This window comes from Pseudomonas rhizozeae (assembly GCF_031583775.1).
Lineage (GTDB): Bacteria > Pseudomonadota > Gammaproteobacteria > Pseudomonadales > Pseudomonadaceae > Aquipseudomonas.
In genome coordinates this window covers 42502-65146 of record NZ_JAVLSB010000058.1, presented here as the reverse complement: position 1 = coordinate 65146, position 22645 = coordinate 42502, and the positions used below count along the sequence as shown (strand labels likewise).

Genomic DNA, 22645 nt, shown 5'->3' with positions numbered 1-22645 from the left:
TTATCAGGCACTAGAAATTTTGCTGGTGTACATATCCATTCCCTTGGTGATGGCTGAAATAGGTTCCGCTCTTACAGCGGGTTACTTGGAAAAGCGCCAAGTAACCAAGCGCTTGATCCCCTCCATTCGGTGCCTCGCTAAGGCTCGGCATGCCTTCACTCCGGCCTTGCTCCGTGGGCCCGCCGCCATCGGCCATCCCTGGCCGGGGGCGGCTACCTCGGCATCCCTGCCGAGGTGCCCACTGCGCAAGACCTGCGTTCAGCCTCTGGTTAACGGGGCAGAGCAGATCAAAAGCCAGATCAACAGCACAGCGCCCGAGGCGGCCTAGTAGCCGACCTGGTCTCGGTTGTACGCATTCCCCTGTGGGAGCGAGCCTGCTCCGGGCGGCGTTCCCGAAGGCTTATTGTCAGGCGACATATCTCTATGTCCTGACAGTCAGCTTTCGCGAGCAGGCTCACTCCCACATTGGATCAGGCTCACTTCAGATTCTCAGCCAAGCGCCGGTGTTCTTGGCGGGATCAGGCGTTTGTGGTCGGTGGATTCGAACGCCGAGGCCAGGCGTAGCAGGGTGGAGTCGTCGTAGGCGCGGCCGGCGAAGGTGAGGCCGACGGGCATGCCGATGTCGGCCATGACGCCCATGGGCACGGTGACGGTGGGCACGCCGAGGTGGCGGATGGCGAGGTTGCCGTTGGCCACCCAGACGCCGTTGCTCCAGGCGATGTCCGCCGAGGCCGGGTTGACGTCGGCGTCTGCCGGGCCGACGTCCGCCACGGTGGGGAAGATCACCGCGTCGAGCCCCAGGCTGTCCATCCATTCTTCCAGGTCAATGCGCCGGGTCTGTTCCAGGCCGCGCAAGCCATCGGGCAGGGTGCTGATCTGGTCCCACGGGGTGATGCCCCGTTGGGCCATTTTCACGTATTCGTCCATGCCCGCTGCCAGGTCGTCTTCGCGATTGGGCAGGGTGCCGGGGTCGTGGGGGAAGATCTGCGGGCCGTCGACATCGGCTAGGCGGTTCAAGTCTGGATCACCGTTGGCTCGTAGGAAATCATCGAACGCCCAGGCCGACAGGCCCCACAATTCGTCGTTGAGGAATTCCTTCGACACCAGGCCGCGAGTGAACACGGTCGGTGCGCCAGGGCGATCGCCTTCGCAGTTGGAGACCAGCGGGAAGTCGACCTCGATGACTTCGGCACCCGCTGCTTCCAAGGCTTGCCGCGCCTGCTGCCACAGCTCGATCACCGAATCACGGGTGTGGATGCGTTGCCCGGTCGGGCCGCCGATGCCGGGCTTGTCGCTGGTGCCGGCGTCGGGGTCGGCGTTGATGTACATGCGTGGCACGCCGAAGCGTTTACCGGCGAGCGCGCTGTGATCGGCGGCCAGTGCGGCGTATGACACGGGGCGCACAAAGTCGACGCTGGGGATCGGCACCCAGGGTTGCAGGCGCCACAGGTCGCCACGGGTGTCGGGGTCTTCAGCGACCACCACGTCGAGCACTTCGAGCAGGTCGGCCATGGTCCGTGCGTAGGGCACCACCACGTCCATGGTCGGGGTCAGCGGCCAGTTGCCGCGCACCGAGATCACCCCGCGCGACGGCGTGTAAGCGCACAAACCGTTGTTTGAAGCCGGCCCGCGACCGCTCGACCAGGTTTCCTCGGCAAGCCCGAACGCGGCATAACTGGCGGCGGTCGCGGTGCCGGCGCCGTTCGACGAGCCGGAGGCAAAGGGCGCGGTGAGGTAATCAGCGTTGTACGGGCTCTCGGCCCGGCCATAGACGCCGCGCTGCATGCCGCCGTTGGCCATTGGCGGCATGTTGGTCTTGCCCAGGCAGATCGCCCCGGCGCCGCGCAGGCGTTCGATGGTGAAGGCATCGCGATGGGCGATCAGTTTGGCGAAAGCCGGGCTGCCGGAAGCGGCGGTCAGGCCCTTGACCAAGTAACTGTCCTTGGCGGTGTAGGGGATGCCGTCGAGCGGGCTGAGGGGCTGGCCGCTGGCCCGGCGTTCATCAGAGGCGCGCGCTTCGTCCAGCGCTTCGGGATTGCGCACCACCACGGCGTTAAGCGCGGTGGCAGTGGCCGGGCCATCGTAGGCGTCGATCCGCGCCAGGTACGCTTCGACCAATTCCACCGCAGTGGTCTGGCCGGATTCCAGCGCGGCGCGCAGTTGGGCGATGGAGACTTCGGTGACTTCGATCATTGGCTCACCGCCCATCCATCAACCTGTTGAAAATAACTGTTCATAGCGGCCCTCGTTGCACGGCGTCACGCGTCGGTACGGCTGTGACCGGCCGGCGCGTCGAAAGGTGCAATTCTGGCCGAAACCGCGACGTTATTCATCCCCCCCGATTCAGCGGCTACTTCAGATACCAGCTCCACGGCTGATCGCTAAGGTATTCGGTCACTTGTTTGACCTCCAGGTAATTGTGCAAACCCCACTGCCCGAGCTCACGGCCGATACCGCTGTGTTTCATGCCGCCCCACGGCGCTTCGACGAAGGTCGGTTGCGAGCAATTGACCCAGACAATCCCGGCGCGCAGTTGATTGGCCACGCGCACGGTGCGTTGCGGGTCGGCGCTCATCACGGCGGCGGCGAGGCCGAAACGGCTGGCGTTGGCCATCTGCAGCGCTTGTTCTTCGGTCTTGAAACGTTTGATGCACAGCACCGGGCCGAACACTTCTTCGCGCCAGAGAATGCTGCCCTGGTCCGGCTCGTCGAAAATCGCCGGCTCCATGAAATAGCCCTCGCTCAAGTGCACCGGGCGACGGCCACCGGTCAACAGGTGCGCACCACTGGCCAGACCTTGATCAACAAAACCCAGCACCTTGTCGTACTGGCCCTGGCTAACCAACGGCCCCAGCAGCACCCCCGGTTGCATACCCGGGCCGATCGTGATGTTGCGGGTTTCTTCCACCAGCCGTTCGATCAGGCGTGGCGCGATGGTCTCCTGCACCAGCAGCCGCGAAGTGGCGCTGCACACCTGGCCCTGGTTCCAGAAGATCCCGAACAGAATCCACTCCACCGCGGCTTCGACTTCTGCATCGTCGAACACAATGAACGCCGATTTCCCCCCTAGCTCAAGGCTGATGTTCTTGATGTCCCGTGCCGCCGCCGACATGATTTTCGCCCCGGTCGGCACGCTGCCGGTGAAGGCCAGTTTGTCGACCCCACGGTGCTCGGTGAGCGGGCTGCCGGCCTCGGCACCCAAGCCCGTGACCACGTTCAACACCCCGGCGGGCAGGCCGATGCGGTCGGCGGCAGCGGCCAGTTCGAGGGCGGTCAGCGGCGTCAGTTCCGACGGCTTCAACACCACCGTCGCGCCGGCGGCGAGGGCCGGGGCGACTTTCCACGCCGCCATCAGCAACGGGTAGTTCCACGGAATGATCTGCCCGGCCACGCCAATCGGTTCGTGGCGAATCCGGCAACGAAAACGTTCGTCCGGCAGCGTCAGCGGCTGATCCTGCTGGCTGTCGAGTTCACGGGCCAGCCCGGCGTAGTAGCGAAAACAGCCGATCGCATCGCCCACGTCCCACTGCGCCTCCGGTAGCGGCTTGCCGTTGTCGCGCACTTCCAGTTCGGCCAGTGCCTGTTGGCCGCTTTCCAGTTCGTCGGCGAGGGCGTCCAACCATTGCCCGCGTTCGGCGCCACTGGTCTGGCCCCAGCCATTATCGAACGCGCGGCGCGCGGCGCGGACCGCGTGGTCGATGTCTTCTTCGGTGCCGGCAGCGACTTTTTGGAAGGTCTGCCCGGTGGCCGGGTCGACCACGTCCAGGTAGCCGCCCAGGTCGGGGCTGACCCACTCGCCGTTGATATAAAGCTGATCACGCATGGTGCGACTCCTGAGCGTCAGTGCGGCGGTTTTGCAGGTGGCGGGAGGTGAACAGCAGGGCCAGCGAGGCGCAGATGATCACGGTCGAGACCGCGTTGATTTCCGGGGTGACGCCACGGCGGATCGACGAAAAAATGTAAATCGGCAAGGTGGTTTCCGACCCCGCGACGAAAAACGCGATGATGAAATCGTCGAAGCTGAAGGTGAACGCCAACAGGAACCCGGCCATGATCGCGGGGCTGATTTGCGGCAGCGTCACCCGCCAGAACGTCTGCATCGGCGGCGCATACAGGTCAGCCGAGGCTTCAAGCAGGGCTTTGTCGAGGCTGTCGACGCGGCTGCGCACGATCACCATGACCAGCGCCATGGTGAACAGCGAGTGCGCGGCGATCACCGTGAAAAAGCCCATATTCAGGCGCGGCAGGTTTGGCAGCAGCGCCGCCAGCAACGGGTTGATCAGGTCGAACAGGCTGATAAAGGCGATCAGGGTCGAAATACCGATCACGATGCCAGGCACGATGATCGCGCAATAGGTCAGCGCATCGAACAGCAGCCGCACCTTCGGCCCGGCCCGTTGCAGGCCGAACACCGCGAGGGTGCCGAACAGCGTGGCGATCAGCGCCGAGCTGAACGCGATCAACGCACTGTTGCCCAGCGCTTCCATGATGAAAGGGTTGCCGAACGCGCGACCGAACCACTGCACCGAGCAACATTCGAACGCCAGGCCACTGCGCCCGGCGTTGAAGCTGAACAGTACGATCAAGGCAATCGGCGCGTAGAGGAACAGGTACAACGAGGTCGAATAACTGCGCAGCCACATGTCACACGCCTCCGTCAGTGGGGCGGCCGCCGTAGCGCGCCACCAGTTTCAGATACACGCCGATGATCAGCAACATCATCGCCACCAGGGTCATGGCCAGCGCACTGCCGAACGGCCAGTTGCGTGATTGCAGGAACAGGTCGACCAGGGCGTTGCCGACAAAAAACACCTTGCCGCCGCCGAGAATCGCCGGGATCAGGAATTCGCCCATGAGCAGAATGAACACCAGCATGACGCCGGTGATGATCCCCGGCGCGGACAGTGGCAGGGTGATCCGCCGAAAGCTCTCGAAGGCACTGGCACCCAGGTCGGCGGAGGCCTCGAGCAGGCGCTTGTCGAGTTTTTCCAGGCTGACGTAAATCGGGAACACCATCAGCGGCAAGTAGCCGTAGACGATGCCGATCAGCACCGCCCACGGCGTATTAATCAACCGCACGTCTTCCAGGCCGAAGCTGGCGAGCAGCGCCGGAATGCCTTTGCCGCTGAGGATGAAAATCCAGGCGTAGGTGCGGATCAGGAAACTGGTCCAGAACGGCACGATCACCAGGGTCAGCAACAGCGACCGATTGCGGCTGACCTTGACCGCCAGGAAGTACGCCAGCGGATACGCCGCCACCAGGCACACCAAAGTGCCCAGCGGCGCGAGGATCAGGGTGTTGCTGAACGCCGCCGCCCGTGAACCGAGGTTCAGGTAGTTGGCCAGGGTGAAGCCTCCGGCGTAACCGCCCACGGCACTGCGCTCGCCGAAACTGAAGACCAGGATGATCACCAGCGGCATCAGCAACATCAGCAGAAACCACAGGGTCGAGGGCAACAGCATGAGCAGGGTGATCCGCCGCCCGAGGCTGCGCCGCTGGCGCACCTCGACCGACAGGGCACGGCCCGGCTGCACCGTTGACGGGTGGGCGGCGGCATTCATGGACGACTCCTTATTGGCCATGGCAGGTCATCAGGCGGATTTGAACCGCGCCATCAGTTCGGCCCGCGCCGGGCTGGTCAGGGTCGCGGCGGCGCCGAACTCCAACGGGCTCAGTGCTTCGGCGGCCGGGTACATGATCGGGTCGCTGAGCATCGCCGGCGGCAGCAGCGCGTCGACCCGTTTGTCGCCACTCGGATAGCCGTGGCTCAACACTTCGAGCTTGTTGTGCTGTGGATCGAGCAGGTAATTGATGAAGGCGTAGGCAGCGTCCTTGTGCTCGGAGCTTTTCGGGATGGCGAAGAAGTCGCTCCACAACTCGCCACCTTCCTTGCCCAGCTCGAACTGCATCTTGGCGTTGTCGCGATGCAACTGCGAGGCATCGCCGGTCCAGGACATCGCCAGCCAGGCATCGCCGCTGCGCATCGACGGCTGGATATCGGAGTTGATCGCGAACAAGTGCGGCTTGACCTCGATCAGCAGTTTTTCGGCGTCGGCCAGTTCTTTCGGGTCGAGGGAATTGAAACTGTAGCCGAAGCTTTTCAGCGCGTTGCCGATGGCGGTGAGCTGGTAATCGTGGACCATGGTTCGGCCGCTCGCCGGGCCTTGCGCCGCCGCCCAGAACGCTTTCCAACTGCTGGGGCCGTTCTTCAATTTGCCGCTGTCGTAGAGCATGCCGGTGGTGCCCCAGTTTTTCGGCACCGCGTAGACCTTGCCGTCGACCGTGCCTTGGGCCATGAATTTCTGCTGGAACGCCGAGGCGTCGAAATTCGGAATGCGCGCCAGATCCAGTGGTTCGATCAGGCCCAGGCCAACGTAGGTGCTGATGGTGTAGTTGGTCGGCACCAGCACGTCCCAGCCACTGCCGCCGGCCTGCAACTTGGCGAGCATCTCTTCGTTGGAACCGAACACGCTCATCGACACCCGGGCGCCGGTGGTCTTGGCGAAACTGTCGAGGTTTTCCTGGCTGTGGTAATTCGGCCAGGTGGCCAGCGACAGGCGATCACCGATCTTGCCCTGTTCTGCAGCTTCGGCGGTGGAGGTCAGCAGGCCCGGCATATTGGTCGCGACCACGGCGGCAGCCAGCCCCAGGCCCGTTCGGCCGAGGAACTCGCGGCGGCTGATCGAGCCGTTCTGCCAACTGCGCAGGGTTTTGATAAACGTCTTCTGGTCCATAGCACGCTCCACATCCGGTTGATGAAACCTATTGGTGAATTACAGGGCCATCGCCAAACCATTGGCGTGATCCCAGCCGACGTTGACTGCCGCGCCGTGTTCGAAGGCGTGACTGCCGTGATCCTGATGACGGGGCACCCGCACGCACACCACGCCGAAGGCCTGGGTGCGTACGCGATATTCCGTGGAGTTGCCGAGGTAGATGCGGTCTTCGACGCAGCCTTGTAGCGTCACTTCCCGAGGCATTTCGGCGTGGGCGCCGGCAATGCTGATCAGCTCCGGGCGCACCGCGATGCAACCGGCGGCGTCGGCGCTCAGGCCTTGGCCAGTGGGCGTCAACGGGCTGGTGAGTTCCAGGCCTTGCTCGGTACGCAGCACCACGTTGTTGCCGTGCAGGTGGCGCACGGTGCCGTTGAACAGGTTGGATTCGCCGATGAAGTCCGCAACGTAGCGGCTGGCCGGGGTTTCGTAGAGTTGTTCGGGGGTCGCGGTCTGGATGATCGAGCCGTTGTGCATCACGCTGATGCTGTCGCTCATCGAGAGGGCTTCTTCCTGATCGTGGGTGACCAGCACAAAGGTGATGCCGACTTCCCGTTGCAGGCGCAGCAGTTCTGACTGCATCTCCTTGCGCAACTTGCGGTCCAGCGCCGCCAGCGGCTCGTCGAGCAGTAGCACGGTAGGCTTGTTGACCAAGGCGCGGGCGAGGGCGACGCGCTGTTGCTGGCCGCCGGACAACTCACTCGGCTTGCGCTGGCCGAAACCGCTCAGGCGCACCATTTCCAGTGCTTCGTCGGCCATGCGCAACTGGGTTTTTTTGTCCGGGCGCGGTGTGCGATAGCGCAGGCCGTAGGCAATGTTCTGCGCCACGGTCATGTGCGGAAACAAGGCGTAATGCTGGAATACCATGTTCACCGGTCGCTCGAAAGCCGGCACACCGGCGACGCATTTCCCGGCCAGTTGCACTTCGCCGCTGCTCGGTTGTTCGAAGCCGGCAATCATCCGCAGGGTGGTGGTTTTGCCGCAGCCCGAGCCGCCGAGGAAGGAATGGAACGAGCCGCGCCGCACGGCGAAGTTGAGGCCATCGACGGCCGTTACGCCGCCATAGCGCTTGACCACGTTGCAGAACTCGATGTCGCTGGCCTGGCTATCGTTGACGGTGTTGTTCACGGGCGGGCTCCCTCGCAGTGCATCGCTGATCAATGCGTCGAGAGCCAAACTAGCAATGGCGGTTTTGCGCTGTATATATCCCTTGGGGGATAGAGTCGTTTTCAGGCGTCAGGCGTCGACAACCGGCTCCTGGCCGGTGAGATCGCGGATAAACAGCCCGAGCAATTCCGACTGGCTGCCGATGCCGAGCTTGGCGTAGATGTTCTTGCGATGAATCTTCACCGTGCCGGGGCTGATGTTCAGTTGCTCGGCCACCGAGGCGCTGGAGTGGCCGCGCAATAGCAGTTGCACGATCTCCTGCTCCCGGCCCGTGAGGATGTGCGCGCCGAATTGATCGAAGGCTTCGCGGATCTTGAAGTCGAGGTCCTGGGCCGGGCGCGGTTGCTGGATCTGGCGCAGGCGCCAGGCTTCGTTGATCACTTGCTCGACCACCGGTTGCGCGCATTCCATCAACTGCATTTCGTCACGGCTGAACGCACAGCTGGCGCGGGAGCGCATCAGCGACAGCACAGCAATCGCGCCGTCGCCCAGGTCGACGAAAAACGCCACTTCCTCGGCCAGACCGGTTTGCTGGTAATAGGTCAGGTAATACTCACCGAGGTAAAAGTGGTCGGGGGCGAACTGGCGCAGGCGCCACAGCCCCGGTGCTTGACCACGGGTGCAGGCGAGGTAGAACGGATCGAGCAGATACGGCCCGCACTGATAGTCGTCGACATACACACCGCGCTTGTCGGCGGAAAACGTATCGAACAGCGCCAGCGGCCGGTGATTGCCTTCGTAAACGAACAGCACGAAATGATCGACCGGACAAATGTGCTGCAGCCAGTGGCACAACCCCGCCAGCCGTCCGTGACCTGCCGGCAAGTCAAGCAAATGGGCGACGCCGCTGGTCCAGTGTTTCAATTCCTTGGGGCGCATGACACGTTCAGTCGGAAAGGGACTACAAGTGATGCACAAATTACGCCACGGCCCTTATGCCCCTGAATGACGGCACCGTGGCCGCCCGACCCCGGCGATCACGCACCGCAACAGGGCCGGGTGTTACCGAGTGCCACAGCGTGGGTAGCAAAAAGCCGTCAATTGCCGTCGGCGACTTTGCGCTCGATCTCGGCGGTCTTGCGCTGTAATTCCTCGGCGTCCTGCTCCTTGGTGCGGGTCGAGGAGGGCGTGATGACCTTGTCGACGCCTTCAGTATCGCCATCGCGGTCTTCAAGGTCGCGTTCGACCACGTTGACCGGTTGGCCGGAACTGTCGGTGGGTGGGGCGTTGGTGGACGTCGTGGTATTGCGGTCGTTGGTCTTCATGGCGCGTGCCTCCTGGTGGTTATGGAACTTGGATGCAGCGCCGGGGTGGGAGTTCGAGATTTTTGCGGCTCGCCCGCGTGCGGGTTGTGGTGATCCTCTTTCAATCTGCCAGGATTAAATCCCGGGGACCGCTTGTTCTCCCTTCAAGGCGCTTGTTCAGCGCTCATCGAACTGGCTTTGCGCTTTGCGCACTTGTTCGCAATTAAGGTTCACCCAATCCAGCAGGTTTTGCAGCGGGTCCAGCAGGCTTTCGCCCAGCGGCGTGAGTTGATATTCAACCCGAGGCGGGATCTCGGCGAAGATTTCGCGCAACACCAGGCCATCGCGTTCCAGGTTACGCACGGTGACCGTGAGCATTTTTTGCGAGATACCGGGGATGCATTTTTCGATAACGGTAAATCGCGCACGGTAATCGGGACACATCTTCAACGTCAGCAGGATAAAAATGCTCCATTTATCCCCGACTTTGGTAAGGATCTCGCGAATCGCCGCCGGGTCTTTGCTCTTACACAGTGTCACCGGATCAGGCGGACCGCTTTTATGTTCAGTGTTCTTCATTACTTACCTCCAGGTGCGTGGCGGAGTTAAACGTGCCTCCTTACGGAGATTTACCAAGCACTATATCCTCGGGCTACAAAGTAAAGCGACTTACTTGGCGTAAGTCACTGAACATAAATTTAAGCGAAGAGGAAAAGACGATGATTGGTCACATTATTCTGAGTGTCAGCGATATCGAGCGTTCTTTGAAGTTCTACGAAGCGGCGCTGAAACCGCTGAATATCTCGATGTTCATGCCGTTCAAGGGTGTGGACGGGCATGATGACTTGTGGGGTTTTGGCGACGGCACCCGGGCGATTTTCTGGCTCAAACAAGGTACGCCCAATCCTGATGCCATTCATTGGGGTTTTGACGCGGACAATAATGAGGTCGTCGATGCCTTTTATGCAGCGGCAATAGCAGCAGGCGCGATTGATCGTATCTCTCCACGGGCCCGACTTGAATATTACCCGGGCTATTATTCCGCGGATGTTATTGATCCGGACGGGTACCACTTTGAAGTCACCCACTTGAACTAAAAGTGCAGGATATTCACTTCATGCCAACTGTATTGTTAATTGCCCTTGATCCGAAGTCAGTCGACTTTTCCGACCCGGGATTACCGCCCGGTTTAAACGCCGACATGATGCAAGGCGCCCTGAAGTTGGCCCACGAGGAAATGCTCGGGCGTGGCTGGCAGGCCGAAGTGTGCTACATCCAGCAGGATGCTAACGCGGGCGTGGTTCTGGACCGACAACTGGCCAGCAACGTCTACGATTGCGTAGTCATCGGCGCCGGCATCCGGCAGATGCCCAGCCATCTGGCGCTGTTCGAGACCGTGGCCAATGCGGTCCACCGAGGCGCCCCGCGAGCCTCAATCGCCTTCAACACCGGACCGGGGGATACGGCTGATGCGGCGGCGCGGTGGTTGGGGTGCAGTGGCGGGAACTGACGGCTGTGGTTGCCGACGTCTGGGTGCTGATTAAACGCATTTGGCGAGCAGTGTTTATTCAGCGGCGGGGTTACGTCCTGAAAGCTACAAGGCCTTGTGCCGTTGCCTACGGTTAAGACAGAATCCGCCGGCTTGTGCGTCCAGGGCACGGGTTTTATCGTTTCCGAGTCGCTGAAAACAACAGCGACCGGGTTTGGTAGCCCGTCCCCCACATGACGCATCGCGTTACCTGTACAGGTGCATTTCGCATCTGCTTGATGGTGGCCATGCGCAGGGCGCTCCCGAGCGCGCCGGATTTCCATGTGGGCCGGTCTACCAACCTTCGTATGGCCGCCACCCTTCGTTTGGTAGCGAGGGTGAAGGCTCCTTTGATCCCACATGGAGTGTCATCAATGTTCAAACCAACGCCGAACCCGCCCGAAACCGAGTCTGAAAACGACTCTGCGTCGCCCTACGAAAATCCTCATACCAAAAAATTCCACGAAGCCGCCGAGCGTGCCCTCGACTATTACCTCAACACCGAAGGCATCAAGTCCAGCTCTCGCACACCCAGCACCATGTTCGTTATCAATCCAGATTTCGACGCGGAAACTTTGTTAGTGCACGCTTGCGAATCATTGGCCTCGGCCAATGTCATGGCCGGTGACCTCGCCGGCACGCTGGAAGGTCCAAGTCGCAATGCGCTACTGGGCATCGCGCAAATCATCATGCTCGGCGAACTCGCGGTGAACCGCGCGCTGGATCGGCTGGATCCGCCTGCTTAAGCACGGCGTAGGGTGGCGGGCGCCTGCTCGCCATTTGAAGGCTAACAGCCTCGGATCAACCCATAGAGTCAATGTTCGGCTCATCCCCCACCTCAGCCGCCAGTTTCAACCGATCCGCCTTGCTCACGTATTTGGTCTTGCTGGCCGGTGCCAGTTTGGCGCTGGCCTTTTTTGCGTGGGCCTTTAGCAATTGCTGGATTTTCTTACGACGATTCATGTGTTTCTGCTCTACGGGGCAATGCGCGAATGATGTCAGCTTCGGCGAGTCGCTGCATCAATCCGTGCACTGATCCAGGCGCGGCTGTGGGTAAGCACGCGCTCGGCGAATGGCGTAGGGAAATGGATAAAACCGTGGGGAGACGCGGGCAGTACGTGGACTTCGACCGGCGCCGCTGACTGCCAGCGCTCGGCCATTTGCACGGTGTCGTCCCGCAACGGGTCGAGTTCGCCGGCAAACATCAGCGCCGGCGGGAAGCCAGTGAAGTCGCCATACAGCGGCGACAGGGGTGGCTGCCGACGCTGCTCGTCATTCAATTCCGGTGTCAGCAGACGCAATGCGTCGACCATGCCAGGTCCGTCCAGTACCAGCGTCTGCGGCGGCGCATTGTGGACGCTCGGGGTGCCGGTCAGGTCATAGACGCCGTAGTACAACAGCGCACCGCTGACCCGTTGCAGCAAATCGGGCCATTGTTTGAGCGCCAACAGGGTGGCGGCCGCCAGATGTGCGCCCGCCGATTCACCGACGACGATCACCGGCAGGCCGGCAAATTCCGCGTGGTCGCTGGCCAGCACCCAGCGCGCGGCTGCCAGACAATCGGCCATTACGCCTTCAATCGGCGTCGAGACCGCGAGCCGGTAGTCGACCGAGACCACCGTCACGTTGCAGGTCTTGACCATGGCCACGTTGAAGGCATCGTTCATCTGCGCATTGCCGATCACCCAGCCGCCGCCATGGAAATCCAGCACCACGCCTTGGCTTTGGCCTGTGGGGCGGATGATGCGCAGCGGCAGGTTGACGCCGCCGGCCGCAATCACGGTGCATTCAGCGGTGAGCCCATGTTTGAGTAACCTGGCCGCGCCGCCGATTTGGCTGGCGAGCAGTAGCGCCTGAATCACTCGCGGCGTGACGCGGTTGCGGATTTTGAAGCGCGGTAACCACGCGAGCTTTTTGTTGAAGTTGCGCACCTGGAGCAACTCTTGCTCGCTGGCGAACCAAGCGCCGTCAGCATCTTGCTGGGCATTCAGCATCAGCGGTTATGACGCAGAATCGAGAAATTCAACGCCGCCGCAACGCACAGCCACACTAGGTACGGGAACAGGATCAATCCAGTAATCAGGTCCAGTCGCAACGCCATCACCACCATGGCCGCGACCACCAGCCACAACACTGCGAGGATCACCATGCCGGCGGCGATCCGGTGCGCGCCGAAGAACACCGGTGTCCATAAGGTATTCAAGGCGATCTGCGCTGCCCATAACGCCAACACTTGCTGGCTGCCGGGTATCAGGCTCAAGCGGTAGCCGGCCCAGGCGAGCAGCAGGTAGATGATCGACCAGGCCACCGGGAACAACCAGTTGGGCGGGGTGAAGCCGGGTTTGTTGAGCGATTCGTACCATTCGCCCGGTTTGAACATCAGGCCCGTGCTGGCGGCGGCTGCGCACGCCAAGAGGAAAATAAAAAACGTCATCGCCTGTCCTTAGCTGGGGTCAGCTGTCTTGAGTGGTACGACCGTGTCGGCCGCCTTCAAGAAGGGACGTCTGCTGGCGCGAAAAGTTTGCCGGACGGGATGAGATTTATCGACGCGGCCAGAATGGAGTGGACATCAGCGCGCCCGGCACAGGCCTCTGGCTTGCTGCCGGGGGAGCGACGTCATCGGTGAAACCTACACCTTCGCCACGCATTTGATTTCAATCATTGAGGTCGATACGCCCAGCGCGACCACTTGCACCAGCGTCTGGGCCACTTGCGGTTCTTCGCCATAAGCATGGGCGCGAATGGCGAACAGTTCGTCGGCGCGGGACAGGAAGTGGCGGATATCGGTGACGAACAAAGTTTCCTCCACCACATGGTGCATCTCGGCGCCGAAACCCTGCAGCGTGGTTTTGACGTTCTGGTAAGCCATGCGCACTTGTTCGGCGATGTCGTTTTCGCCCACGGTTTGCCCGCTGGCGTCGACGCTTAACTGGCCGGAAAGGTAGATCCAGTCGCCGACTGTCACGCCGTCGTTGATCAGCCGTTTGAACGGACCTTCCCGCAATACAACTCGTTCGGAACTCATGGTTTTCGCACCTTTTAGTCAGATTCGGCAGTGGCGGATCAGGCGATTGAGCGGCCCCATTCCTGGATGTCCCGCGCGAACGCCTCGGGCACTTCCATGGCGGCGAAGTGGCCACCTTGCTCCATCACGCGCCAGTATTTGAGGTTGTAGCCGCGTTCGATCAGGCTTCTCGGCGGGTTGGGCGAGCGTGAGTCCGGGTAGGCCGAGAACCCGGTCGGCACCTCGACCCGTTGCCCGACCGGCATCTGCGTGACTTGCTCCATGCGCTCGCCGGTGTAGAACCAGGCAGCGCTGGCGAACGCATCGTTCATGATGTAGATCATCACCGAGGTCAGCAGTTGGTCCTTGCTGAACACCTGGTCGAAGGGGCGATCGCGCAAATCCGACCAATCGTGATAGCGCTCGATCAGCCACGCGGCCTGGCCCACCGGATTGTTGGCCATGGCGTAGGCGAGGGAGTGCGGTTTGGTCGACTGCAATTGGTAGTAGGCGCCGAGCCGCGATTCATATTCCGCGTGGGATGACGCGTACGCGTCCTCGGCGGCATCGCCCGGCGCGGATGCCGGCGACACGATCAGCAAGTTCAAATGGATACCGCGCAGCGAGGCGGCGTGGTCCAGACCCAGCCATCCGGCCACGCCCGCACCCCAGTCACCGCCCTGGGCGAGATAGGTTTTGTAACCCAGGCGTTCACGCATCAAGCTGTCGAACAGCCTCGCCGTGGTGCGCGCGCCAATCGGCCGTTGCGGTTTGCCGCTGGAGCCGAAACCGGGCAACGAAGGGATGACCAGGTCGAACGCATCGGCGCTGTTGCCGCCGAATTTCGAGGGGTAGGCCAGGCGTTCGGCGGCTTGCCAGAACTCAAACACCGAGCCAGGCCAGCCGTGGGTCATCAGCAGCGGCCGTTTGCCCTTGGCTTCGCCAACGACATGCAGGAAATGCACATCCAGGCCTTCGATGGTGGTGACGAATTGCGGGTAACGGTTCAGGTCAGCGACGGCTTTTTGCGGGTCGAAGCCCTTCACCCAGTAGTCACACAGCGACTTCAGGAACACCGGATCACAGCCATATCGCCAGCCGGCGCTGATGGGTTCGATGGGGAACTCATAGGCACGGACCTTCTCCAGCACCCCCGCCAGTTTGGCGCTGTCCCATTTGACCTCGAAGGGGCGTACATCTTGAGTCGCGGTTTGCGCGAGCAGCGAAAATGGCGCTGAGGATGCGGCGATCGCGGCCGCACCGACCAGGCCGGTTTTCAGCACCAGACGGCGGTTCGGGCCTTGATGTTCATCGTGGGCGACGGGAAGGGTGTCGTTCATAAGCCACCTCTACGGCGTTAAAGCGTGGGCGAAGATGCAGGCAGATTGCGCGTGGTCGTTCCAGCGATGCTCAGCGCAGCGAAACAAACGCCCGGCGCAGTTCATCGGTAAAGATTTTCGGTTGTTCCATCGCCGCGAAGTGCCCGCCCTTGTCCACTTCGTTGAAGTAGATCAATTTGGGGAAGGTTTTGATGGCCCAGCTTTTCGGCACTTGGTAGATCTCGCGGGGGAACACGCTGACCGCGACCGGCACCTCGATGGTGCCGCCGGCGAAGCTGTTGCCTGGGTTTTCCCAGTAGAAACGGCCGGCGGAGGCGCCGCTGCGGGTCAGCCAATACAAGGTGATGTCATCGAGCATTGTGGTCGTGGACAACGCTTGTTCCGGATCGCCGTTGTTATCCGACCAGACCTGGAATTTTTCGTAGATATAGGTCGCCAGCGCCACGGGGGAATCGAGCAAGCCGTACCCCATGGTTTGCGGCTTGGTCGACAGTTGCTTGAAGTAGCCGATGCCTTGGGTCTTGAAGACATTGGCTTGATCCACCGCGCGTTGCTCCTCCGCCGACAGCTTCTCGGGCAGCACTTCGGGGAACACGAACGCCCAGTTCAGGTGAATGCCGATCAGGCCTTCGGGGCGTAATTGGCCCAGCGTGCTGGTGACGCTCGCGCCCCAGTCGCCGCCTTGCGCGACCCAGCGTTTGTAGCCCAGCCGCTGCATCAGCTTGGCCCAGGTGGCTGCGGTTTTTTCGATGTTCCAGCCCGGTGCCGTGGGTTTGCCGGAAAAGGCATAACCGGGCAGCGACGGGATGACCACATCGAACGCCTCGCTGGCTTTACCACCGTGGCGCACCGGATCCGTCAGCGGGCCAATGGTCTCGATGAACTCCGAGAACGAGCCCGGCCAGCCGTGGGTAAGGATGATCGGCAGGGCATTCGGCTCGGGGGATTTGACGTGGATAAAGTGAATGTCCAGGCCGTCGATTTGCGTCAGGAACTGCGGAAACTGGTTGGCCTTGCGCTCGAAAGCGCGCCAGTCGTACCGGTCACGCCAGGCCGCGACCAGCGCTTGCGCCTTGGCCAGCGGCACACCTTGCGACCAGTCCTGCACGGTTTCTTTCTCCGGCCAGCGCGTCAGGGCCAGACGTTGGCGCAAGTCGTCGAGGTCGCTTTGCGGGATCGCGATGCGGAACGGCACGATGCTCTCGCCGGAGGTTTTCACGGCGGGCGCTGTGGCGGCCAGGCTCGGGCTGGAGATCAGCGGCAGGGCGGCACCCGTCGTCATCGCCAGGAAACCTGCGCTCGACAGCAGTGGCAGCGCGGCGCCTGCGGTTACGGCGGCCCCCAGCACTTTGCGGCGAGCGAAGGAAATCGGGTTGTCATCGGCAGAGGGTTGATGGCGGACAGCTTCACTGTGGCCGCTGTCAGCGGCAGCGCGTTTTTGCAGGTCCGACATGATTGATCAACTCTGGAAGGGCAGGTGGCAATGAGGCTAACCACCGGCCATTGATCAAACAATCCGGGCAGTCTCCAAAGGTATTTTCGACAAACTCGAACGGTGGCCGTGCTCAATGGCCGCTATGGTTGTTGGATCTTGCGCCTAAGTGCTCAGCGAAATCGCCAGGTCAATCGCGGTCAGCGGCAGGTAGGCGAGGGTGATGGCTGAATAGACTTTGCGGGATCTGGCGTAAAAGCCACAGACCGGCAAGACGATCATGATCACGTCCAGCAAGCCCCAGAGCGCAATCGGCGAGGCCTGGAATAAAGTGACATTGACGATCAGGCCGAGCACTAGATAGGTCGAGAGTGACAGCAGCGCATATCGGCCATCCTGCTCGAAATACACGCGAAGGCCTTGTTGTTCATCCTCACTGCGGCTGGGCAGCAACAGCGCGGCGGCGACGAACAGCGAGAGCGCCAGGAGCACTAACAAGAGAAACTCGGCAAACGAGAAGGTGGTTTTGATTGCTGGCAAAGAATTGACCGCCCACCAGAAATCCAGCTGCGTGGCGAACAGCATCACGGCCCAGAGCAACGCCACCCAGTCCGGCGCCGCCGCGCGACGAATGCGGAAGACCGTCAGCGCACCCAGCAGCAGGCGGGTGACCGAGAGCCCGAGGATCATCGAGAGAACCGTGGCCACGATAGGGAAGTTGCTCATCAGCGCTCCAGTGAATGAAGGCGTGATTGAGCGTAGCCAAGAACGAAAAAACCCGGCGGATTAGGCCGGGTTTTAGTCGAGTCCTGCGCTGAAGCCGTGCATTCAGACAGCCGCACGACGGTCGAGCAGACGGTCAGCACCACCTTCAGCAACCAGGTTGCCTTTCAGACGATCCGAACCATCAGCAGCAACGGCATCGCTGAACAGTGGATCGGTTTCGGCTGCGGCGACCGCATCGCTGAACAGCGGGTCGGTTTCGGCAGCGGCGACCGCATCGCTGAACAGTGGGTCGGTTTCGGCAGCGGCGACCGCATCACTGAACAGTGGGTCGGTTTCGGCAGCGGCGACCGCATCACTGAACAGTGGGTCGGTTTCGGCAGCGGCGACAGCATCGCTGAACAGTGGATCGGTTTCGGCAGCGGCGACGGCATCGCTGAACAGTGCGTCAGTTTGGGTCGCGGCAACAGCGTCGCTGAACAGTGGATCAGTTTCAGTCGCGGCAAAAGCGTTCAGGGCGAAGATTGAGAAGGCGATACCGAGGATAGTTTGGCGTTTCATGATGTTGTGTGCTCCGTGGTGTAGTGGTTGGGTATGGCGCTGAGCTTACGCCTCGGTATTAATAAGAGAACTTCATTAAGTTAATGGTTGCTATTGAGCTGATCAATGATGGTGCAAAGCCGCGAAACAGAGCGCTCGCGGGGCTTCAGGAGCCGTGCAGGAATTAGATTTGAAGCCTGTCCGCCATCGACAAACAGCTCGATGCCGTTAACGAAACTGGCGTGCACGGTGAACTGCACGCCTTTGACATTGCGGTCGAAGGTGTCGTCGTAGTGCTGTTCGGTGATTTCACCCATCGGCACCATCGAGCCGCCGCCGGCATTAGCGAACAGCTCCTCGAGGTGACCGTGGGTGGCGCCGATCTGGCTGTAAAGCGCGTCACTGCGTAGAAATCAGGGTGACTCAACCCGCCATGACGCTCATGCCGCCGTCCGCCATCACCACCGATCCGACCAGATAAGAAGCCCGCTCCGAGGCCAGGAACGCCACCACTTCGGCAATTTCATCCGCTTGCGCGGCGCGCTTGATCGGCGTGGTTTGGCCGTGGTCGGCCAAGGCACTTGGGCCGTCCTCGACGACATCATTGAGAATATTGGTCACCACATCGCCAGAACCCACGGCGTTGACTCGGATGCCATGTTCGATGACTTCCAGCGCCAACGCCCGTGTCAGTTGCACCAGCGCACCTTTCGATGCAGCGTAGGCGGCGATGGTCGGGAAGGCCTGGTACGCCGCGTATGAAGCGATGTTGACGATGGCACTCGAGCGCTGGGGAATCATCACTTTGGCCGCCTCCCTCGCGTGCAGGAAGGCTGCCGTGACGTTGACCTGTTGCACCTGCTCCCAGTCCTCTCGGGTCATGTCCACCAGCAATTTGTTGAGAATGATCCCGGCGTTGTTGACCAGGATATCCAGCCGACCGAAGTGCTCGATGGCTTTGCCCACGGCCTGTTCGGCGGCGCCGTCAAGGGTGATGTCGGCCACCAGCGGCACCAGGCCGGGGCAGGCCAATTCTTCGACTGTCGGGCTCTTGTCTTCGGCGATCACGCTGGCACCTCTGGCGTGCATCAGCAGGGCGACCGCACGGCCGATGCCGCTGCCGGCGCCGGTGACCAGAACGACTTTGCCAGCGAACTCTTTATCAAGGGAAGTCATGGGTTATACCTCATCGGTGAGTAGGGTCGAGCGTGGCTACGCTCATCGAGTGCCTACTGTGCTCCCATCGATTCATAGAGTCTGACGGCGTCTTGCGCTACTGTCGGGTTCTTGCTTTTTTATCGATCGATGGATGGCGCGGGATATTGATCACAGATGAAGACACCTGAAACCTACGACGACCCTGGACCGCTGCCACGGATTTCCGCGCCGCAGATGCCGGAGCACTTGCCGGCCAATTCCTGTAGCGGCTCGGGACGTCGACTGCATCCGGACGTGCAGATGCAGGTTTACGCCCACCGCAGCGCCACCAGCAGCATCACCGTGCCCGCCGTGGCGGAACCGATGCTGGTGCTGGTGTTGTCCGGTGGCGCGCGGGTGCAGGAACGCGCCGCCGGGGAAGACTGGAGCACGAGTGAAGTGGTGGCAGATGACTTCTTCCTGACCATGACCCACGAGCCTTACGAAATGCAGTGGCAGACCCACGGCGGTCATGAGTTTCGGGTGGTGCACCTGTACTTGAGCCAGCGCTTGCTGGACATGGCGGCCGCGAGTGTCTGGGCAGGCAAGAGCAAGAACCTGCGCCTGCTGGACGTTTCGGGCGCCAAGGATCCTCAAGTGGCGCAACTGGTGCGTCTGCTGTATCAGGAACTGGTTGAGGGCAGAGAGCCCAACACGCTGTATATCGACGGCATCGCCCAGGCGTTGGCGGTGCATCTGGTGCGTCATTACCGTGATGATCAGGTGGGGCCGAAATATCGCACGGCGTTGCCGGCTTATCGACTGCACCGCGTGCTCAAACGCATGGATCGCTCGCTGGCCAGCGCTTTCAGTCTGTCCGCCCTGGCCGCTGAAGCCGGGCTGAGCGAGTTCTACTTCAGCCGCTTGTTCCGCCAGGCAACCGGCTGCTCGCCGTCGCAATACTTTATCCAACTGCGCCTGGCGAAGGCCCGCGAATTGCTGTCGAGCACGCCGCTGAGCATCATCGAAGTGGCCCTCGAAGTCGGCTACGAGAGCCCGGGGCATTTCGCCCAGGTGTTTCGGCGCCACACGGGGATGACGCCGCGGGAATATCGCCGGTGATTTCCACTGCGCACTGTCTGGAGCGTTGATCCATTGCATTCAGTGCCGCTTCGCGTCTTAGCGCGAGCAAGTTTGATCGCCACAGGTATGGTGTTTCTTGGTCGTTATGACGCTTATCGAGTCAACATGACTCCGTTGTTCGTGGTCTCTTTGACCTGTTGAGTAGTGGGTTGATTGATTTTTATAGGATTTTTCCCTGGCACGGTTCCTGAAAGGCTGCGCAGCCCTATTCCCGTCAGTCAGAGCCGATTTTGATGAGCACCCTACAAGAAACTACTCCCGTCGAGCTGATCGACGCCCTCAATTCTGTTTTCGGCAAACACAAGGCCGCCCGAGGGTCCCACGCCAAAGGTCTGTGTGCGAACGGTGAATTTATCCCCGCTGCTGATGCCCCGCGCTGGGTCGCGTCGAGCCTGTTCGCGCAAGGCAACGTGCCGGCGGTGTTGCGCTTTTCGGTGGGCGGCGGCAACCCGAATGTCTCGGACAAAAGCCGAACGGTGCGTGGCTTGTCGCTGCGCTTGAAGAACGCCACTGAAACCTACGATTTGCTGATGATTTCCGAGCCGGTGTTTTTCGCCGCGACCCCGGCGTCGTTCGTGGCGTTCCTGCAAGCGCGGGTAGCTGATCCCGAAACCAAGAAACCCAACCCGGACAACGTCAAGGCCTACGAAGCACGGTTCCCCGACGGCAAGTTGCAACCGCAATTGCTCGCCGCGCATCCGGCGCCGGCGTCCTATGCCACGACCGCGTACTTTTCCACTCACGCTTTTCGTTTCGTCAATGCCAACGGCGAGGGCCTGTGGGGCCGGCTGGTGATGCAGCCGTTGGCCGGCACGGTGTTTCTCAGCAGCGAGCAGGAAGCAGCGCTGCCGGACACGTTCCTCACCGACGAACTGGGCACCCGCCTGCAGGGCGACGGGGCGAACTTCGCTTTGTTCATTCAGCCGGCCGGGCCGGACGACTCCCTGGTCGATCCGTCGCAGTTGTGGGGCGATAACGGCAGCGCGCCGATCGAACTGGGGCGCTTGAACGTGCAGCAGATCACCCCGGACATCGACTGCGATCGCGGCGTGTTCGACCCGTTGCGCTTGCCGACCGGCATCGAGCCTTCGGACGATCCGGTGCTCAAGGCGCGCAGCGCGGCGTACAGCGTGTCGCTGGAACGGCGGCAGTAACCGGATCGTTAGAAAAACGTCAGCACATGAGCAATGACTTCCCGTCGAGAGAAACGTAATCTTGCCGTTTCGTTTTCCACGACAAGAAAAACAACAGGAGTCATTGATGCAAGCGATCCGTCTCGGTCTGGTGGGTTACGGCAAGATTGCCCAGGATCAACATGTTCCCGCGATCAACGCCAACCCGGCATTTGAATTGGTGGCGGTGGCCACGCAAGGGCAACCCTGCGCCGGGGTGGAGAACTTCGCTTCGCTGAGTGAATTGCTGGAAAACGGCCCGGCGGTGGATGCGATCGCTTTTTGCACGCCACCCCAGGGCCGTTTTGCGTTGGTGCAGCAAGCGCTCGCGGCAGGCAAACATGTGCTGGTGGAAAAACCGCCGTGCGCCACCCTCGGCGAAGCAATGACCCTGGTGGATCAGGTGGCGCAGCAGGGTGTGAGCGGTTTGTTCGCCTGGCATTCGCGGTACGCGCCAGGCATCGCCGCCGCCCGCGACTGGCTGGCCAGCCGTACGCTGCAAAGCGTGCAGATCGACTGGAAAGAAGACGTGCGCAAGTGGCACCCCGGCCAGGCGTGGATCTGGCAACCCGGCGGTTTGGGTGTGTTCGATCCGGGCATCAATGCCTTGTCGATCGTCACTGATCTGCTGCCGTTGCCGCTGTTTGTCGAAGCCGCCGAACTGCGTGTGCCGAGCAACTGCCAGTCACCGATTGCCGCTTCGATCAAAATGTCCGACGCGCAACGGCTGGACGTGCGTGCCGAGTTCGATTTCGACCACGGCCATGACGAGCTGTGGAGCATCGAGATCCGCTGCACCGAAGGCGTCCTGCGCCTGGACAATGGGGGTGCGCTGTTGAGTATCGACGGCGTGCACCAGGGCGTATCGGAGGAGGGTGAGTACGCGGCGGTGTACCGGCACTTCCAGCAGTTGATCCGCGACAAGGCCAGCGACCTCGACCTGCAGCCATTGCGCCTGGTGGCGGACAGCTTCTTCGTCGGCAGCCGCGCGGCGGTCGAGCCGTTCTACGATTAACACCTCGACCGGAGGGGGGCGTCTCTGATGATTAAGCGTATTGGTGAGACCGAGATCAAACCGCTGCACCGCGCATCCTGCCACTGCGGCGCGGTGGTGCTCGAACTGGAATTGCCGGACGGTGTGGTTGAGCCCAAACGCTGCAATTGCTCGCTGTGCCGGCGCCGGGGGGCGGTGATGGGCACCGTACCGCTCGCGGCGTTGCGAGTGGTTGAAGGCGCTGACGTGTTGAAGAGTTATCGCTTCAACACGCAGCAGGCTTGCCATTATTTTTGCTCGATCTGCGGCATCTACACCCACCACATCCGCCGCAGCGATCCCTCGCTGTGCGGTTACAACCTCGGTTGTCTGGAGGGCGTCGAGCCCACCGACCTCGGGTTGCTGCCGGTGAGCAATGGGCGCAATCACCCGCTGGACAATCCGTAG

At 61.6% G+C, this 22645-nt stretch carries 25 protein-coding genes and 1 pseudogene; 8 read left to right on the top strand and 18 right to left on the bottom strand.

Translation table 11 applies throughout. The features are described 5' to 3' along the window. Nucleotides 1-489: 489 nt before the first annotated feature. The 9 genes from RG836_RS20315 to RG836_RS20275 form a co-directional block, all read right to left on the bottom strand. The gene (locus RG836_RS20315; protein ID WP_310848880.1) at nucleotides 490-2193 is read right to left on the bottom strand and encodes an amidase; all 1704 of its coding nucleotides are present in this window, start codon (nucleotides 2191-2193) and stop codon (nucleotides 490-492) included. Nucleotides 2194-2350: 157 nt separating this feature from the next. Further along, nucleotides 2351-3823: an aldehyde dehydrogenase family protein gene (locus tag RG836_RS20310; RefSeq protein ID WP_310848878.1), complete on the bottom strand. Its 1473-nt coding sequence runs from the start codon at nucleotides 3821-3823 to the stop codon at nucleotides 2351-2353. Next, a complete protein-coding gene (locus tag RG836_RS20305) occupies nucleotides 3816-4643 on the bottom strand; it encodes an ABC transporter permease (RefSeq protein WP_310848875.1) in 828 nt (275 codons plus the stop codon). The genes RG836_RS20310 and RG836_RS20305 overlap by 8 nt, the downstream gene beginning before the upstream one ends. A 1-nt stretch (nucleotide 4644) precedes the next feature. Then, nucleotides 4645-5562 carry an ABC transporter permease gene (locus RG836_RS20300; protein WP_310848872.1) on the bottom strand — a complete coding sequence of 306 codons (918 nt, stop codon included), beginning with the start codon at nucleotides 5560-5562 and terminating at the stop codon, nucleotides 4645-4647. Between the two features lie 30 nt (nucleotides 5563-5592). After that, nucleotides 5593-6735, bottom strand: coding sequence for an ABC transporter substrate-binding protein (locus RG836_RS20295; protein WP_310848869.1), 1143 nt, complete (start codon nucleotides 6733-6735; stop codon nucleotides 5593-5595). Between the two features lie 39 nt (nucleotides 6736-6774). Then, on the bottom strand, nucleotides 6775-7902 hold the full coding sequence (locus RG836_RS20290) for an ABC transporter ATP-binding protein (RefSeq protein ID WP_310848867.1): 1128 nt from the start codon (nucleotides 7900-7902) through the stop codon (nucleotides 6775-6777). Nucleotides 7903-8010: 108 nt separating this feature from the next. Further along, nucleotides 8011-8820, bottom strand: coding sequence for a response regulator transcription factor (locus RG836_RS20285; protein WP_310848865.1), 810 nt, complete (start codon nucleotides 8818-8820; stop codon nucleotides 8011-8013). 158 nt (nucleotides 8821-8978) lie between these two features. Beyond that, nucleotides 8979-9206, bottom strand: a complete 228-nt coding sequence (locus RG836_RS20280) for a hypothetical protein (protein WP_310848864.1) — start codon at nucleotides 9204-9206, stop codon at nucleotides 8979-8981. Between the two features lie 156 nt (nucleotides 9207-9362). Beyond that, nucleotides 9363-9764 carry a winged helix-turn-helix transcriptional regulator gene (locus RG836_RS20275; protein ID WP_310848862.1) on the bottom strand — a complete coding sequence of 134 codons (402 nt, stop codon included), beginning with the start codon at nucleotides 9762-9764 and terminating at the stop codon, nucleotides 9363-9365. A gap of 140 nt (nucleotides 9765-9904) precedes the next feature. Between RG836_RS20275 and RG836_RS20270 the strand changes: the two genes are divergently transcribed. The 3 genes from RG836_RS20270 to RG836_RS20260 all read left to right on the top strand — a co-directional run bounded on the left by RG836_RS20270 (nucleotide 9905) and on the right by RG836_RS20260 (nucleotide 11459). Beyond that, nucleotides 9905-10282 (top strand): VOC family protein, encoded by a 378-nt coding sequence (locus tag RG836_RS20270; protein ID WP_310848860.1) that lies wholly within the window; start codon nucleotides 9905-9907, stop codon nucleotides 10280-10282. 20 nt (nucleotides 10283-10302) lie between these two features. Further along, nucleotides 10303-10695 (top strand): hypothetical protein, encoded by a 393-nt coding sequence (locus RG836_RS20265; protein WP_310848858.1) that lies wholly within the window; start codon nucleotides 10303-10305, stop codon nucleotides 10693-10695. Nucleotides 10696-11087: 392 nt separating this feature from the next. Continuing rightward, nucleotides 11088-11459, top strand: coding sequence for a DUF6124 family protein (locus RG836_RS20260; protein ID WP_310848856.1), 372 nt, complete (start codon nucleotides 11088-11090; stop codon nucleotides 11457-11459). A gap of 55 nt (nucleotides 11460-11514) precedes the next feature. Here the strand turns inward: RG836_RS20260 and RG836_RS20255 are convergent, their stop codons facing one another. The 7 genes from RG836_RS20255 to RG836_RS20225 all read right to left on the bottom strand — a co-directional run bounded on the left by RG836_RS20255 (nucleotide 11515) and on the right by RG836_RS20225 (nucleotide 17215). After that, entirely contained in the window at nucleotides 11515-11676 is a 162-nt protein-coding gene (locus RG836_RS20255; protein ID WP_310848854.1) for a DUF2986 domain-containing protein, read from the bottom strand. A 35-nt stretch (nucleotides 11677-11711) separates the two neighbouring features. Beyond that, the gene (locus RG836_RS20250; protein ID WP_310848852.1) at nucleotides 11712-12707 is read right to left on the bottom strand and encodes an alpha/beta hydrolase fold domain-containing protein; all 996 of its coding nucleotides are present in this window, start codon (nucleotides 12705-12707) and stop codon (nucleotides 11712-11714) included. Continuing rightward, nucleotides 12707-13147 (bottom strand): tryptophan-rich sensory protein TspO, encoded by a 441-nt coding sequence (gene tspO / locus RG836_RS20245; RefSeq protein WP_310848850.1) that lies wholly within the window; start codon nucleotides 13145-13147, stop codon nucleotides 12707-12709. Before tspO ends, RG836_RS20250 begins: the two co-directional genes overlap by 1 nt. 195 nt (nucleotides 13148-13342) lie before the next feature. Next, complete coding sequence (locus RG836_RS20240; RefSeq protein WP_310848849.1) at nucleotides 13343-13738, bottom strand: RidA family protein; 396 nt, start codon at nucleotides 13736-13738, stop codon at nucleotides 13343-13345. Between the two features lie 38 nt (nucleotides 13739-13776). Continuing rightward, complete coding sequence (locus RG836_RS20235; protein ID WP_310848847.1) at nucleotides 13777-15057, bottom strand: epoxide hydrolase family protein; 1281 nt, start codon at nucleotides 15055-15057, stop codon at nucleotides 13777-13779. A gap of 70 nt (nucleotides 15058-15127) precedes the next feature. After that, nucleotides 15128-16510: an epoxide hydrolase family protein gene (locus RG836_RS20230; RefSeq protein ID WP_310848845.1), complete on the bottom strand. Its 1383-nt coding sequence runs from the start codon at nucleotides 16508-16510 to the stop codon at nucleotides 15128-15130. 144 nt (nucleotides 16511-16654) lie between these two features. After that, nucleotides 16655-17215, bottom strand: coding sequence for a hypothetical protein (locus RG836_RS20225; protein WP_310848843.1), 561 nt, complete (start codon nucleotides 17213-17215; stop codon nucleotides 16655-16657). Between the two features lie 96 nt (nucleotides 17216-17311). Between RG836_RS20225 and RG836_RS20220 the strand changes: the two genes are divergently transcribed. Beyond that, complete coding sequence (locus tag RG836_RS20220; RefSeq protein ID WP_310848841.1) at nucleotides 17312-17740, top strand: hypothetical protein; 429 nt, start codon at nucleotides 17312-17314, stop codon at nucleotides 17738-17740. Between the two features lie 113 nt (nucleotides 17741-17853). On the opposite strand, the pseudogene RG836_RS27360 reads toward RG836_RS20220, so the two are convergent. Further along, a pseudogene (locus tag RG836_RS27360) lies at nucleotides 17854-18141 on the bottom strand (hypothetical protein); the annotation flags it as partial. Between the two features lie 34 nt (nucleotides 18142-18175). Next, a complete protein-coding gene (locus tag RG836_RS20210; protein ID WP_310848839.1) occupies nucleotides 18176-18928 on the bottom strand; it encodes an SDR family NAD(P)-dependent oxidoreductase in 753 nt (250 codons plus the stop codon). A gap of 156 nt (nucleotides 18929-19084) precedes the next feature. Between RG836_RS20210 and RG836_RS20205 the strand changes: the two genes are divergently transcribed. The 4 genes from RG836_RS20205 to RG836_RS20190 all read left to right on the top strand — a co-directional run bounded on the left by RG836_RS20205 (nucleotide 19085) and on the right by RG836_RS20190 (nucleotide 22645). Then, nucleotides 19085-20011, top strand: coding sequence for a helix-turn-helix domain-containing protein (locus RG836_RS20205; protein WP_310848837.1), 927 nt, complete (start codon nucleotides 19085-19087; stop codon nucleotides 20009-20011). 254 nt (nucleotides 20012-20265) lie between these two features. Beyond that, nucleotides 20266-21186: a catalase family peroxidase gene (locus tag RG836_RS20200; protein WP_310848835.1), complete on the top strand. Its 921-nt coding sequence runs from the start codon at nucleotides 20266-20268 to the stop codon at nucleotides 21184-21186. Nucleotides 21187-21292: 106 nt separating this feature from the next. Then, nucleotides 21293-22219, top strand: a complete 927-nt coding sequence (locus RG836_RS20195; protein ID WP_310848832.1) for a Gfo/Idh/MocA family protein — start codon at nucleotides 21293-21295, stop codon at nucleotides 22217-22219. Between the two features lie 27 nt (nucleotides 22220-22246). Beyond that, complete coding sequence (locus RG836_RS20190; protein ID WP_310848831.1) at nucleotides 22247-22645, top strand: GFA family protein; 399 nt, start codon at nucleotides 22247-22249, stop codon at nucleotides 22643-22645.